Origin of the sequence: Vreelandella nigrificans (assembly GCF_002374315.1) — a bacterium.
In the GTDB taxonomy this organism is placed as follows: domain Bacteria; phylum Pseudomonadota; class Gammaproteobacteria; order Pseudomonadales; family Halomonadaceae; genus Vreelandella; species Vreelandella nigrificans.
Map to the genome: position 1 here is coordinate 1 of NZ_NWUX01000003.1, position 15309 is coordinate 15309.

12 protein-coding genes are annotated in these 15309 nt (G+C 53.0%); 3 read left to right on the forward strand and 9 right to left on the reverse strand.

Annotated features, from left to right (window positions below):
• Positions 1-370: 370 nt before the first annotated feature.
• Both pssA and ilvC read right to left on the reverse strand, forming a co-directional pair.
• A complete protein-coding gene (gene pssA, locus CPA45_RS05415; RefSeq protein WP_096650605.1) occupies positions 371-1228 on the reverse strand; it encodes a CDP-diacylglycerol--serine O-phosphatidyltransferase in 858 nt (285 codons plus the stop codon).
• Between the two features lie 203 nt (positions 1229-1431).
• Positions 1432-2448 (reverse strand): ketol-acid reductoisomerase, encoded by a 1017-nt coding sequence (gene ilvC, locus CPA45_RS05420; RefSeq protein ID WP_078090041.1) that lies wholly within the window; start codon positions 2446-2448, stop codon positions 1432-1434.
• 218 nt (positions 2449-2666) lie between these two features.
• On the opposite strand from ilvC, the gene ilvY reads away from it, so the two are divergent.
• Positions 2667-3554, forward strand: a complete 888-nt coding sequence (gene ilvY, locus CPA45_RS05425; RefSeq protein ID WP_096650606.1) for an HTH-type transcriptional activator IlvY — start codon at positions 2667-2669, stop codon at positions 3552-3554.
• A gap of 69 nt (positions 3555-3623) precedes the next feature.
• On the opposite strand, the gene ilvN is transcribed toward ilvY, so the two are convergent.
• The 5 genes from ilvN to rluD all read right to left on the reverse strand — a co-directional run bounded on the left by ilvN (position 3624) and on the right by rluD (position 10789).
• On the reverse strand, positions 3624-4115 hold the full coding sequence (ilvN, locus tag CPA45_RS05430) for an acetolactate synthase small subunit (protein WP_078090039.1): 492 nt from the start codon (positions 4113-4115) through the stop codon (positions 3624-3626).
• Positions 4115-5839 carry an acetolactate synthase 3 large subunit gene (locus CPA45_RS05435; RefSeq protein WP_096650607.1) on the reverse strand — a complete coding sequence of 575 codons (1725 nt, stop codon included), beginning with the start codon at positions 5837-5839 and terminating at the stop codon, positions 4115-4117. The genes ilvN and CPA45_RS05435 overlap by 1 nt, the downstream gene beginning before the upstream one ends.
• A gap of 479 nt (positions 5840-6318) precedes the next feature.
• Positions 6319-8913: an ATP-dependent chaperone ClpB gene (gene clpB / locus CPA45_RS05440; RefSeq protein WP_096650608.1), complete on the reverse strand. Its 2595-nt coding sequence runs from the start codon at positions 8911-8913 to the stop codon at positions 6319-6321.
• A gap of 158 nt (positions 8914-9071) precedes the next feature.
• Positions 9072-9833, reverse strand: a complete 762-nt coding sequence (gene pgeF / locus CPA45_RS05445) for a peptidoglycan editing factor PgeF (protein WP_096650609.1) — start codon at positions 9831-9833, stop codon at positions 9072-9074.
• Positions 9830-10789, reverse strand: a complete 960-nt coding sequence (gene rluD, locus CPA45_RS05450; protein ID WP_078090035.1) for a 23S rRNA pseudouridine(1911/1915/1917) synthase RluD — start codon at positions 10787-10789, stop codon at positions 9830-9832. The genes pgeF and rluD overlap by 4 nt, the downstream gene beginning before the upstream one ends.
• 212 nt (positions 10790-11001) lie before the next feature.
• On the opposite strand from rluD, the gene CPA45_RS05455 reads away from it, so the two are divergent.
• Positions 11002-11811, forward strand: coding sequence for an outer membrane protein assembly factor BamD (locus tag CPA45_RS05455; RefSeq protein ID WP_096650610.1), 810 nt, complete (start codon positions 11002-11004; stop codon positions 11809-11811).
• A 211-nt stretch (positions 11812-12022) separates the two neighbouring features.
• Here CPA45_RS05455 and CPA45_RS05460 read toward each other — a convergent pair whose 3' ends face one another.
• Positions 12023-13657 (reverse strand): NAD+ synthase, encoded by a 1635-nt coding sequence (locus CPA45_RS05460; protein ID WP_096650611.1) that lies wholly within the window; start codon positions 13655-13657, stop codon positions 12023-12025.
• Between the two features lie 150 nt (positions 13658-13807).
• On the opposite strand from CPA45_RS05460, the gene CPA45_RS05465 reads away from it, so the two are divergent.
• The gene (locus CPA45_RS05465) at positions 13808-14074 is read left to right on the forward strand and encodes a PP0621 family protein (protein WP_096650612.1); all 267 of its coding nucleotides are present in this window, start codon (positions 13808-13810) and stop codon (positions 14072-14074) included.
• 27 nt (positions 14075-14101) lie between these two features.
• On the opposite strand, the gene thiO is transcribed toward CPA45_RS05465, so the two are convergent.
• Positions 14102-15211: a glycine oxidase ThiO gene (thiO, locus tag CPA45_RS05470; protein ID WP_096650613.1), complete on the reverse strand. Its 1110-nt coding sequence runs from the start codon at positions 15209-15211 to the stop codon at positions 14102-14104.
• Positions 15212-15309 lie beyond the last annotated feature (98 nt).

The following is a 15309-nucleotide window of genomic DNA, read 5'->3' on the forward strand; positions in this document are numbered from 1 at the left end:
TGCCTTGATATTTGGTGATTTATCACCCTCATCGGCAAGCGCCCACATGAATTACCTGATCAAATTGTTAAAGAGCTGTTTTCGCTGCTGAACTTCTTGTGAAGTTACTGGCCACCCGATGAACTGTTTGGCCTCAGCGAGGAAGGCGTATTCTACGCACTTCCTGGTGTTTGTCAATCACTGTTTTTCGATGAAGAAACTAATTCATCTCAAACGGCGCGCTTTCTAAAAAGCGTTAACTGCCTGACAAACCAAGGTTTTTACACCTTATTCACCGCTGGTAACGCTTGGCGTCCCCGGCAGCGGATGCGTACTTTACGGATTCGCTGCCGCTTTGGCAAGGCCTTTTTTCAATAAGTATGAAAAAGCCTCAGCTTGTGGGTTTTGCCTTGCGCATAACAGCCAATACCGGACCAGAGGCCACATAAGCACCAAACAGTAGTAACAACATTACTGAGGGCTCGACAGAGATCATCACGAAACCTAACACCACCGCCAGAAGCACTACAAAAGGCACCGGTTTTTTGAAGTCCAGATCTTTAAAGCTGTAATAGCGAATATTACTCACCATTAAGATACCTGCGGCACCAACGACAAACAGCATCAGTAGCTTGAAGCCCACAGCATCCGCATCGAAGCTATGGAAGGTCCACACACAGGCTGCCACCAGTGCCGCCGCGGAAGGGCTTGGCAACCCGATAAACCATTTCTTATCGACACTACCAATTTGCACATTAAAGCGCGCGAGACGTAAAGCGGCGCAAGCAACGTAGAGAAACGCAACAACCCAGCCGGTCTTCCCAATATCTTGCAGTATCCAGGTAAAAGCCACTAATGCAGGCGCCATACCAAACGAAACCATATCAGACAGACTGTCGTACTCAGCACCAAAGGCACTCTGAGTATTCGTCATACGGGCAACACGACCATCCAACCCATCCAACACCATAGCAATAAAGATAGCGACAGCAGCTGAGGTGAACTCACCATTGATCCCGGCGACGACCGCAAAAAAACCTGAAAAGAGTGCAGAGGTGGTAAATAAGTTGGGCAGCAGATAGATCCCTTTGCGGCGGATTTTTTTGCCGTCTTCGACGGCCTCCTCCACCACTTCCGTCTCCCGCAAAAAGACAGTGGCTAAATCCTCATTACCGATCGGCTCACTAGGGCCGTGAGCATCCGCCGAGGAGTTCATTGAATGCTCTTGATCACGAGCGTCCTGGGTCATAAGTGTCATCCGTTTAAAGTGAAGTCACGTGAACAGTGATCTCTTCATTCTACACGGTGAGCCGCGCTCAGCCAGCCTAATGCTGGTGAGTAGCTGATAGTGAGTGGTTTATAGATAGTGACAAACGACTCGGGGCGCGACAATGCGCGCCCCGAGGCTACAACTAATTTAACAGTGTTAACTAACTTAGCAGTGATAACCGCTTAGTTTTTAGATTTATCAACCAGTTGGTTGGCTGCAATCCACGGCATCATGCCGCGCAGCTTGGCACCGACCTGCTCAATTTCGTGCTCAGCATTCAGGCGACGGCGTGCAGTCATGGACGGATAGTTAGTGTTACCTTCCTGGATGAACATTTTGGCGTATTCACCAGTCTGGATACGCTTCAGAGCATTACGCATCGCTGCACGAGACTCATCGTTAATCACTTCAGGGCCCGTGACGTACTCACCGTACTCCGCATTATTAGAGATGGAGTAGTTCATGTTAGCGATGCCGCCTTCGTACATCAGGTCGACGATCAGCTTAAGCTCATGCAAGCACTCAAAGTATGCCATTTCCGGCGCATAGCCAGCTTCAGTCAGGGTTTCAAAGCCTGCTTTTACCAGCTCAACCGCGCCACCACACAGAACCGCTTGCTCGCCGAACAGGTCTGTTTCGGTCTCATCTTTGAAAGTGGTTTCGATGATACCGCTACGGCCACCACCAACGCCTGCTGCATAGGAGAGCGCCAGCTCTTTGGCGTTGCCGGATGCATCCTGGTGGATGGCAATCAGGTCAGGAATACCACCGCCTTTAACAAATTCAGAACGAACAGTGTGGCCTGGCGCCTTCGGCGCGATCATGATCACGTCGAGATCTTTGCGCGGCTCGATTTGATTGTAGTGAATGTTAAAGCCATGGGCGAAGGCTAGCGTTGCGCCCTCTTTCAGATTCGGCTCAATTTCCTGCTCATAGATAGCTTTCTGGTTTTCGTCCGGTGCCAAAATCATGACAACGTCAGCAGTTTTGCAAGCTTCCGGAACACTTGAAACTTTCAGGCCAGCTGCTTCAGCTTTAGCGGCTGAAGAGGAGCCTTTGCGCAGTGCAACGGTGACGTCAACGCCTGACTCTTTCAAGTTGTTCGCATGGGCGTGGCCTTGCGAGCCATAGCCAACGATAGTGACTTTTTTGGCTTGAATGAGAGACAGGTCGCAATCTTTATCGTAGTAAACGTGCATGGCGAAGCTCCAGAAATAGTATTTGATCAAAAAATGATCATTACATAGCGATGATTTTTTTATGACGCGTGTCAGCGTTGATGGCCACCTGCGCCGTCTTATGCAGCACTAGGATTAGGCGTTGGGATTACTCTACGCCAACACCACCATTGCGTAAAACGCTATATTTGCAACATACTATTTCACTTTATGAAATACAACTAAGGCACTGGCTACTTATGGATTTTCGTCTACTTAAGCACGTCGTAATACTCGCCGAAACGCTGCACTTTGGCCGTGCCAGTGAACTTTGCCATATCAGCCCATCAACACTAAGCCGCTCGATTCAGCAGGTAGAGAGCGAGCTGGGCACTCGCCTGTTTGAGCGTGACAACCGCCACGTCACACTCACCCCCCAGGGATTAGCATTTCAGCACTACGCAAGAGAGACGTTAGAGCAGTGGGAAACACAGAAACGCACTCTGACGGCCACCACAGCACAGCTACGCGGCGAAATCAGCATTTACTGCTCGGTAACCGCAAGCTATAGCTTCCTATACGAACTATTGAGCGATGTGCGCATCCGCCACCCAGGTATTGAGCTTAAGCTACATACTGGCGACCCCGCCGATGCCATGTCACGGGTATTGGAAGGCACTGATGACATGGCGATTACACCGCGCCCAAGGATTCCACCCAGCGCACTAGCATTCAAATCACTTACCCGCTCGCCACTGTTGTTTATCGCTCCCACCGAAATCCATGATTGGCTGCCACGCCAACCGCAAAGCTCTACCGCCGAGCAGTGGCAACACGTGCCTATGATTCTTTCGGAAGCGGGACTGTCAAGGGAGTACGCCAATACGTGGTTTAAAGCCATGGGTATTACGCCGCGTATTTATGCCCAAGTAGCAGGGCACGAAGCGATTGTGAGCATGGTGGGGTTAGGATTTGGCGTGGGTGTGGTACCAAAAATTGTGCTGGATAACAGCCCGTTGGCCGAACGGGTTCAGGTGCTCAATGTAAAACCCGAACTGCCTCACTATGACGTTGGGCTTTGCGTCCTTAATCGGCGGCTTAAAAACCCTATGATTGATGCCTTCTGGGCCACCGTTAGCCCGCGCTAATACCGTTTTACCCCTTCCATAAAAAAGCCGCTCCATAGAGGAGCGGCCTTCTCAATCAGTGTTAACCGTTTAAAGCGACAGTACCTTATCACCGCGGGCAATGCCGGAGACTCCGGTACGCGCCACTTCAAGAATGCCTACCGGCGCCATGGCCTGTAAAAAAGCATCTAGCTTCGAAGCGTCACCGGTGATCTGCACGGTGTAAAGGCTCGGCGTCACGTCAACGATCTGCGCGCGGAAAATATCTACCGTACGCTTCACTTCATCGCGGGCAGCGCCTAGTGCCTTCACTTTCACCAGCATTAGCTCGCGTTCAATATGGTTGCCTTCGGTTAAGTCAACCAGCTTCACCACATCAATCAATTTATTGAGATGTTTAGTAATTTGCTCAATTACTCGGTCATCACCAATAGTGGTCACGGTTAAACGCGATAGCGACGGGTCTTCAGTCGGGGCTACGTTAAGCGTTTCAATATTGAAGTTACGCTGGGAGAACAGCCCGACCACACGTGACAGAGCACCCGGTTCGTTTTCCATCAGAATCGAGATGATATGACGCATCAGGTACGCTCCGTTTTAGACAGCAGCATGTCACGCATGGCACCCAATGGCACCTGCATCGGATAGACGTGCTCGAAGGGGTCGACCTTCACATCCAGGAATACCAGCTCGTGCTTGTTGGCAAAGGCGCGCTCTAGCGCTGGCTCCAACTCATCAAGCGTATTCACAGTGATCGCGGTGAACCCGTAAGCCTCAATCAGCATATGGAAATCGGGTAGCGACTCCATATACGAGTGCGCATGACGAGATTTGTAGTTCAAATCCTGCCATTGGCGCACCATGCCAAGCGAGGCATTGTTGAGGTTTACAATTTTCACACCTACGCCGTACTGCTTACAGGTCGATAATTCCTGCATCATCATCTGGAAGCTGCCCTCACCAGTGACGCATACAACATCGTCCTCTGGGAAGTTTTGCTTAACACCCATGGCGGCCGGGAAGCCAAAGCCCATGGTGCCCAAGCCGCCTGACGTGATCAGTCGATTAGGCTTATCGAACTTATAGTACTGGGCAGCAAACATCTGATGCTGACCAACGTCCGTCGTGACATACGCTTCACCACGGGTGACACGGCATAGTGCTTCGATGACTTCCTGAGGTTTGAGCACTTCACCTGGCTTGGAAGGTTCATACAGCTTACCTTCACGCTCAGCACGCCAGCCGTCAATTTTCTGCCACCACTCGGCTAACGCTTCAGGCTGCGAAATTGACTGACCTTGAACGAGACTGATCATTTCATTAATAACACTAGACGCTGGCCCCACGATGGGCACATCAGCGCGCACCGTTTTAGATACCGAGCTGGGATCCACATCCACGTGAATAATTTTCGCCGTAGGACAGAACTTAGACGTGTTATTGGTCACTCGGTCGTCAAAACGCGCGCCAATCGCGATAATCAGGTCAGCGTGATGCATGGCCATATTGGATTCATAAGAACCATGCATGCCCAGCCAGCCCAGGCACTGCCTATCGCTCTGCGGATATGCGCCAATCCCCATTAGCGTGGTGGTAATCGGGAAGCCCAACTGTTTAACCAAGTCGGTCAGCCCTTCGCTTGCCTTACCAGTAACCACACCGCCGCCGGTATAGAAAACCGGGCGCTTGGCTTTCAGCATCAGCTCGACAGCTTTTTTTATCTGTCCGGTGTGGCCACGGGTAACCGGGTTGTACGAACGCAGCTTAACCTTTTTCGGGTAAACGTATTCGTAGCGCTCGGTTGGGGCGGTCATATCTTTAGGGATATCCACCACCACTGGACCAGGACGACCAGTAGACGCCAAGTAAAAGGCTTTTTTCAGCACTTCAGGAATTTCAGACGGATGACGAATCGAGAAGCTGTGCTTCACGATAGGACGGGTAACGCCCACGATATCGGTTTCCTGAAAGGCATCGTCGCCAATCAGATGACTCATTACCTGACCGCACAACACGACCATTGGTATAGAGTCCATGTAGGCGGTGGCAATACCGGTGACCGCATTCGTCGCGCCAGGGCCGGAGGTGACCAGCACTACACCAGGCTGACCTGACGCACGGGCATAACCGTCCGCCGCATGGGTCGCCGCCTGCTCGTGACGCACCAGAATGTGCTTCACTTTGTCTTGGCGGAACAGCGCATCATAAATATGCAGCGCCGCGCCACCGGGATAACCATAAATGTACTCAACGCCCTCATCTTGCAAGAAGCGGGCGATCATATCTGCGCCGGAAAGCAGTTCCACTGTGTTTCTCCCCTGAAGGTCTCGAGTGCGATCCGCAGGACATCCTGCGGTGTCGAGTGCGGCGGTATGCCGCTGCCGGCCCATGCCGGCACCTGATGCCAAACCCTGGCATATGGCCCGGTTAGGGCCTGCACTCTCATCACGACGGTTTGCCGTGTCGGGGCGTTGGCCAGGTCGAGCGGTTAGCCCAAGCCCGGAAGTCCTTCGGCGGGTAAAGGCCTTTGCCTACCCTTCGCGCGGGGATTAGGGGTTGCCCGTTGGTTCCGCGCCCGCAAATCAGGAACTCACAAGATTCTATTAGCTCTCTCAGCCTGTCAACCTCCTACCTGGACAAACGCAACAAACGTCGTAGAAAGCCATAAAAAAAGCCCTTCAAACTAAACCAGAAGGGCTTTTTAACTATTCGATTGCGCAAAAACGGTTCGATTGCGCAAAGACGGCTCAATTGCGCAAAGGCGACTCAGTTGCACAGATGCCAATTAGGCAAACACCAGTTTACCCTCCTCGGCACTGATATGGATGGTGTCGCCGGGGGCGTATTTGCCCGCTAGTAGATCCTGGGCAAGCGGGTTTTCGATGCGGCTTTGTATCGCCCGCTTAAGTGGCCGCGCGCCATACACCGGGTCGAAACCCACTACCGCAAGTTGCGCCATAGCTTCCGTACTGACCTCAAGCTTTAGGTCGTGCTCGGCAAGGCGTAGCTTCAAGCGCTCAAGCTGAATACCCGCAATCGCCTGAATCTGCTCTTGGCCAAGGGCGTGGAACACCACCACTTCATCGATGCGGTTAATCAATTCAGGCCGGAAGTGATTACCTACCACTTCCATCACCATGTTTTTCATTACTTCATAGTCACTGTCTTGATCACCACTAGAGTCACCGCCCATGCGCTGGATAATGTCCGAGCCCATATTGGAGGTCATCACAATCACGGTGTTACGGAAATCTACCGTGCGACCCTGGCCATCGGTTAAGCGGCCGTCTTCAAGTACCTGTAGCAGGATATTGAACACATCCGGGTGGGCTTTCTCCACCTCATCCAACAGCAGCACCGAGTAAGGCTTACGCCGCACTGCCTCAGTTAAATAACCACCCTCTTCATAGCCTACGTAGCCAGGAGGCGCACCAATCAAGCGAGCCACGGAGTGCTTCTCCATAAACTCAGACATATCGATACGCACCATCGCTTCTTCGGTATCAAACAGGAAGTTGGCCAGCGACTTACAAAGCTCGGTTTTACCTACACCGGTTGGGCCCAGGAACAAAAACGAGCCATTGGGTCGATTCGGGTCAGAAAGCCCTGCCCGCGAGCGGCGCACCGCGTTAGCCACTGCCTCTACGGCCTCATTTTGACCAATTACACGCTGATGCAGTGCCTCTTCCATGCGCAGTAATTTGTCGCGCTCGCCCTCCAGCATCTTGGAGACCGGAATGCCTGTCCAGCGGGAGACCACCTCGGCAATCTCCTCCTCGGTGACATTGGAGCGTAACAGTTGGTGGCTAGCAGTATCCGCTTCACCCTCGCCCGCTTCGCTGATTTTCTTCTCAAGCTCGGGGATTTTTCCGTACTGAATTTCCGACATACGCCCCAAGTCGCCTTGACGACGGGCCTGCTCTAAATCAATGCGCGCCTGCTCAAGCTCCGCTTTAAATTGGGCAGCTCCTTGAATACTGGCTTTTTCAGCCTTCCAGATTTCATCTAAGTCAGCATATTCACGCTCCAATTCGTGAATCTGGTTGTTCAGCGCCTCAAGACGCTTCTTAGTGGCCTCGTCGGTCTCTTTCTTAAGCGCCTCGCGCTCCATCTTAAGTTGGATCAGACGTCGATCCAGACGATCCATCTCTTCAGGCTTGGAGTCCAGCTCCATACGGATGCGTGAAGCAGCCTCATCGATCAGGTCAATCGCTTTATCAGGCAACTGACGATCAGTGATATAGCGGGTGGAGAGCTTGGCCGCGGCGATAATGGCCGAGTCAGTAATATCCACACCGTGATGCACTTCGTAGCGCTCTTTCAGGCCACGCAGAATGGCTACGGTATCCTCTTCGGAGGGCTCATCCACCAGCACTTTCTGGAAACGGCGCTCCAGGGCAGCATCTTTTTCAATGTACTTGCGGTACTCATCCAACGTAGTCGCACCCACGCAGTGCAGCTCACCACGCGCCAGAGCAGGCTTAAGCATGTTGCCCGCGTCCATTGCACCTTCGGCTTTGCCCGCACCCACCATGGTGTGCAGCTCATCAATAAATAAGATGACCCGCCCTTCTTCCTGGGAAAGCTCTTTGAGCACGGCTTTTAAACGCTCTTCAAACTCGCCACGGAATTTGGCCCCAGCCAGTAGTGAGCCCATATCCAGCGATAGCACGCGCTTATCTTTTAGGCCTTCGGGCACTTCGCCGTTGACGATACGCTGGGCTAAACCTTCAACAATGGCGGTTTTACCCACGCCAGGCTCACCGATCAGTACCGGATTATTTTTGGTGCGCCGCTGCAGCACTTGAATGGTGCGACGAATTTCATCATCGCGGCCAATCACCGGATCTAGTTTTCCATCTAGAGCCCGCTGGGTAAGATCCATCGTGTATTTGTTGAGCGCCTCACGCTGATCTTCAGCATTAGGGTCGTCCACCTTGGCACCACCACGCAGGCTGTTGATAGCAGCCTCCAAGCTTTTGCGGTTAATGCCCGCCTCTTTAAGCAGCTTGGTAATCGACGAATTCATTTCCAGCGCAGCCAGCAGCACCAGCTCACTCGCAATGAACTGATCACCGCGCTTTTGCGCTTCGCGATCGGTTAGATTGAAAAGTTTGATAAAGTCCCGTGAGGGTTGCACTTCACCGTCGAACTGCCCCACCTTGGGCAAGTTATCCAGTTGCTGCATTAGCCCATCACGTAGGCGAGAGCTGCTACCTTCGGCTTTTTCGACTAAGGCTTTAATGCCAGTATCTTTGGTATCTAACAGGGCCAGCAGCAGATGAGCTGGTTCAAGCTGATTATGGCCGCGGCCAACTGCCAGGGACTGCGCCTCAGCAATGGCGGCCTGCAACTTGGCAGTAAATTTATCAAATCGCATGGGTTCCTCCTGGGGGTGGCCGTGCGTTTGGACCCACGGCGTTTCCCGATAACCTGTCTTAAATGTGCTAAAAACGCTTAGCTTGACAAGTTAAATGGAGCCAGTTCCACGCTTTTCAAGAGGTCGAGGCGCAAACCACAGGCTTGCGAAATCGTTTATTAACGTTCGTTGATCCAGATCACACTTGCCATACGTCCAGTGTTGCCATTGTCACGACGGTAGGAGTAAAAGCGTGACTCGCAGGCGGTACAGAAGTGGCCGCCGCTAATATGGTGAATCCCCAACGCTTCTAGGCGAAAGCGCGCTAAACGATAAAGATCCGCCATATAGTGACCAAGGCGGTATGGGCTATGATCAAACGCCTCAGTGGTTTCGGGGTGTACCGCGACAAAGGCCCCATACACTTCAGGCCCCACTTCAAACTGAGCGTTGGAAATAGCCGGTCCCAGCCATACTAAAACTTCGTCTGGGTCACAGTTCATCGCCGCTACGGTAGCCTCCAACACCCCACCAGCCAGCCCACGCCAGCCCGCGTGAGCTACCGCCACTTGGGTGCCTCGGCGGTTACAGAACATCACCGGCAAACAGTCTGCTGTCAGCACAACACAGGCATAGTCGCTACTGCTAGCAACCGCAGCGTCGGCTTCTGGCGTATCACTTTGGTAGCGCTGTTGTACCCGCGCACCATGAGTTTGGTTCAGCCATAGCAACGGGCGCTCATCACCGACCTCTTTTTGGATAAGGCGACGGCAAAGCATCACGTGATCTTTATTATCGCCTACATGAGCCGCTGGGTTAAAAGCTGCAAAATCATCTTGGCTCGGCCCCGTTTCCCGAGTAGTGACAAACGCCCGCACATTGTCAGGTGCGGGCCAGTCGGGCAGCAGTAGCGTGGGCTTTAGATCAATCGCGTCGCTCATCGCATGGTCTCGTTGTCTTCGCGCAGGTAGTCCAACAACATTAACAGATCATCGGGTAAATCGGCATGAAAGGTAAGTGTTTCACCGCTTACGGGATGTACAAAACTGAGCTTGCGAGCATGCAGCGCTTGACGTGGAAATTCGCGCAGAATCTCTTTTAGTGGCTCGGCAGCGCCTGGCGGTAACTTGGCACGTCCACTGTATAACGGATCGCCAATCAACGGATAGCGTGCATGAGCCATGTGAACGCGAATCTGGTGGGTACGCCCAGTTTCCAGTTGACAGCGCACGTGGGTATGGGCACGAAAGCGCTCAACCACACGATAATGAGTAATGGCCGGCTTACCAGCCGTGGTCACCGCTTGGCGTTTACGGTCTTTTGGGTGCCTGCCAATAGGCGCATTGATGGTGCTGCCTGCTACCGGCTTACCAATCACCACCGCATCATACTGACGCGATACGCTACGCGCCTGGAGCTGCTCAACCAGAGCCGTTTGCGCAGGCAGCGTTTTAGCGACCATCATCAGGCCAGTAGTATCTTTATCCAGACGGTGCACGATACCAGCCCGGGGCACTTCTGCCAGGGAGGGGTGATGATGTAGTAAAGCATTCAACAGAGTGCCATCCGGATTGCCTGCCGCCGGATGAACCACCATGCCTGCTGCTTTATTAATCACCATTACCGCGTCATCTTCATAGACAATATCTAACGCGATATCTTGAGCTTCAAAACGGGTGTCTTCTTCGATGGTGGCTTTAAGTACTAGCGTTTCATGGCCATGGAGCTTTGCTTTAGGCTTTAGTTTGGCGCCGTCGACCGTTAATTCACCGGCGTTGATCCACGCTTTCAAACGCTCGCGGGAGTAATCGCTGAACAACTCCGCCGCGGCTTGGTCTAACCGGGCGCCTGCTAGCGTCGCGGGCACCCGCTGCGTGGCTTCAACAATACGAGACATGAATAACCTCTCTAAGACGCAGGACGTTTAGCCGTTACTGAGCGCTACTTTACTTCATTAGCAGCACTTCATTAGCAATAATGGAATGTCGCTAAGCCTGCGTTTTGTGTCTAGGTGATTTATAGTGGGCGAACTGCGACCTATTCTACCATTTCTACTTATGGCCATCGTCGCTTTTCGGTGATTGAGGCTTGTTTGCAACGAGGATGATGATGCGCGCTTTTTCCGCTGCCAACCGCTTTGGCGCCCTAGCCTTAAGTCTTGCCCTTTTGGCAGGCTGTGCCAGTAATAACTCCACCCCCGAAGAAGATGATGAGTTTGCGGGCGTACAAGAGCGAGAACTCTACGAGCTTGCGCGCACAGCGCTAGACAGTAACCGTTTCCCCATCGCTATTGAGCGTCTTGAAGCTCTCGACACCCGCTATCCGTTTGGCCCCCACGCCGAACAAGCGCAACTGGAGCTGATTTACGCGTATTACGAAAACAGCAATTGGGAAGAAGCACGTGCTGCAGCCAGCCGTTTTATTCGCCTACACCCAGACCACCCGCAGGTTGATTACGCCTACTACCTACGCGGCCTGTCCGCTTGGCAGGCAGGTCGCTTTAGCCTGGAACGTCTGCGCTTAATCGATATTTCCAAGCGTGACCTGGGAGCTTCTCGCGATGCCTACAACGACTTCCGTGAGCTGATCCAACGCTTCCCACAAAGCCAGTATGCCCCCGATGCCCAGCAACGCATTGTTTATCTGCGTGAGCTGCTGGCCCAGCATGAGCTGCATGTTGCCGACTACTATTTACGTCGCGGTGCCTACTTGGCCGCAGTTGAGCGAGGCCGCTGGGTGATAGAAAACTACCCCGAAGCCACCGCCACTCGTGATGCGCTTGCCACCATGGTAGAGGGTTACCAAGGGCTTGGCATGGAAGATCGCGCCAGCGAAGTGCTAGCAGTGCTACGTGAAAACGCACCCAACCACGCACAGCTACAAGGCAGCCGATTCCTGCCAAAACACAGCAGCAAGTAGCGTTCGAACTATTCAGCCTGCCAAGCTGCAAAACCTTAAAAACCACGCTTCGGCGTGGTTTTTACTATCACGCCGCAGCGTTAATTCGTGGGTAACCACCTAACCAAGGCAGCTACTTTGTAAGTCAGCACTCGTTTGTAAGCCAGTACTAGCCAAGGGAGGCAGCGAATTACTGACTCCCTTGGCACTTACTTAATTCAGCATTAATCCACTAATCGCCCGGCTGCCAACCATTCACAATCGGGTAGCGTCGGTCACGCCCAAAGCCACGGGGTGTAACTCGTACACCGACCGGCGCCTGGCGACGTTTATATTCACAGCGGTCGACTAGTCTCACCACTTTGTAAACATCGTCTTCATCAAAACCAGCGGCAATAATCGCCTCGGCGCTCATATCCCCTTCAATGTAGCTGACTAAGATCGCGTCCAGTACATCGTAATCGGGCAACGAATCACTATCTTGCTGGTCCGGTGCTAGCTCAGCACTTGGCGGGCGCTCAATGACTCGCTCAGGGATCGCCGGAGACTGAGTGTTACGCCAGCGGGCCAGACGATACACCCAGGTTTTATACACATCTTTAATAGCGTTATAGCCACCAACCATGTCGCCATAAAGCGTTGCGTAGCCAACCGCCATTTCGCTTTTATTGCCCGTGGTCAGCACCATCAAGCCTTTCTTATTAGAAATTGCCATCAACAATACGCCACGACAGCGCGACTGTAGATTCTCTTCGGTAGTATCACGCTCGGTACCAGCAAAGCTCTCCGCCAGCGTGCCCATAAACGCTTCAACCATGGGCTCAATAGGCATCACATCGTAGTGCACGCCCAGCATTTCGGCCTGTTCGGCAGCATCCTGTTTAGAAATATCCGCCGTATAGTGGTACGGCATCATCACCGCCTGCACCCGCTGTGGGCCGAGCGCATCCACCGCAATAGCCAGAGAAAGCGCTGAATCAATACCACCGGAAAGCCCCAGCACCACACCTTCAAAACCGCTTTTATTAACGTAGTCTCGTAACCCTGTCACCAGGGCGCAGTAAAGGCTCTCTTCAGGCTCAACGTCTGGCTCGATTTCACCAGGTTGGGGCTCCCAGGCGCCAGTACTGGTTTGCAGCAACTGAATTGGCATCAGCCCCGCCTGCCAATAGGGTGCAAGCACCTTTAGCTGGCCCTGGGCGTCAACACAGCTTGAGCCACCGTCAAACACCAGCTCATCCTGGCCACCGATGGTATTGACATAAATAATAGGACGCTGCACGTCTTGGGCACGCTGGGATAGCAGGCGCAGTCGCTCACGAGGCTTATCCTGGTGATAAGGCGAAGCATTTAAGCTAATTAACACCTCTGCACCCGCATCCCGGGCAGCCTGTACCGGTGTGCCCTGCCACAGATCTTCGCAAATCAACAGACCAAGCTTGATCCCTTTATGCTCATACACTAGAGGTGCGGTGCCAGGTGTAAAGTAGCGTTGTTCGTCAAACACTTGGTAGTTGGGTAGCGCTTGCTTGGCGTACTCAGCCTCCCACTGACCGTTATACAACACGCCCGCTAGGTTATAGCATTCACCTTCGCGCACGCCGGGGTAGCCAATAATAACCAGTACATCCCGGGAGATTTTTGCCGCCATTTTGGCGCGCGCTTCCCGCAACCTTGCCTCCATCGAAGGGCGTAGCAGTAAATCCTCCGGAGGATAACCGGATAAGAACAGCTCCGGAAAAACAACAATATCGGCACCATGCTCGATCCTCGCTTCACGCACGGCTTCAATTGCACGTGCGGCATTGCCAGGAATATCTCCCACCAATGGGTCGAGTTGGGCCATTACCAGCGTTAAGTCTTGCATGGGCGTTAAAATCTCTTGAGAATCTTTAGTACACGGTGTCACTAACTAAACAAGTTGTCACTTACTAGCTGCATTGTCCCGCAAGGGCTATCAACTGGCAAAGGCTAGGCAGCTATAACTTTTATATCCCACAATGGGAGCGATGGAAGGATGAACCTTTTGATCATTCGGCTGATTATTTTTGCTGTACTACTTTACGCAGGTTTAAAGCTTTATGGCATGTACCGCCAGCGTATGCTGAGCCATCAGCAACCCCCTCCTCCTCGCCATGAAGGCGGGAAAATGGTTCGTTGCCGATGGTGCGAGGTCCATGTACCTGAGGACGAAGCACTGCGAGACAACGAACAGTGGTTTTGCTCTAGCGCTCACCGCGACCGTTTTCAGCAAGAGCAGCAAGACAAAGAGAACCGCGACTAGCTCAGCAATAGTCTCTTCTATGACGGTTTAAAGGTGGGCCTTTAACCGCTCCGCAGTCGGCTGAAAGGGTGTTGGATCGATTAATGCTTCGCGCCCCAACAGTTGGTCGACTAGCACATGGGTAGATGCAGGAGCCAGCACCAAGCCGTTGCGATAGTGGCCAGCATTCACGTAAACATTTTGCCACTCAGGCAGTGCACCAATAAAAGGTAGCCCATGCGGTGAACCGGGTCGCAGGCCTGCCCAGTGATGCACAACAGGAAGTTTAGCTAATACGGGAACAATGCTTTCCGCGCTGGCTTTAAGCGAGGCTAACGCATCCGCGTCGGTGGTTTTATCGAACCCAGCCTCTTCTAACGTCGAGCCCACCAGCAGCAAGCCATCGCTACGTGGAATGATATAACGCCCATCTTTCAAAAGAACCCGCTGCACCAGCCCTGGTGGCGCTTGATAAGCAATCATTTGCCCTTTCACTGGGCGCACAGGCAGATGAACGTCTAATCCTGCCAATAATTGGGCTGTCCAGGCACCGCCACATACCACCAACTGTTCAGCCAACCTATCACCCTGGCTAGTGGCAACCCCCACCACTTTGCCTTCGCGCTGAATAAATCCATGCACACTGCACTGTTCGACCAGCGTTACACTATGCAGCGCTTCTAAACGCGCTCTCAGTGCCTGGCCTAAGCGTGGGTTACGTACGCTGCCCAGCGTTGGCATCCATAAAGCATGACCTTCAGGCGCGGCGGCAGCCAGTGGCTCTTTCTGGTGAACAAATGCTTCGTCTACACGCTCAAGCGGCTTGCCTAGTTGGCGCGCCCAGCGTAGTGCAGCGTCAGCGTCGTCAACATTGAGGTACAGTAACCCTTTTTGGCGATACTCGGGGTCAATCCCTGTCTCTTCCAGCAAGCGCAACGCAAGTGTTGGATAGACTCCTTCCGACCAGCGCGAAAGCTGAGAGACCGGGGAGGCATAACGCCAGGGATAAAGCGGTGATACAATTCCTCCCCCCGCCCAGGATGCCTCTTGGCCACATGTGCCTCGCTCTACCAGCACTACCTTTTGGCCAGCATCCGCTAGCTGCAGCGCTGTCATCATACCGATGACCCCGCCGCCAATAATTAGGAAATCGCTCACAAGAGTTGTCCGCTATCACTAGAATGGAGTCGGCCTTTCAGCCAACCAAAGAGCCAGCATAGCGACGAGATCAAGCAGGTCAAGCTACTGAGAGAAGC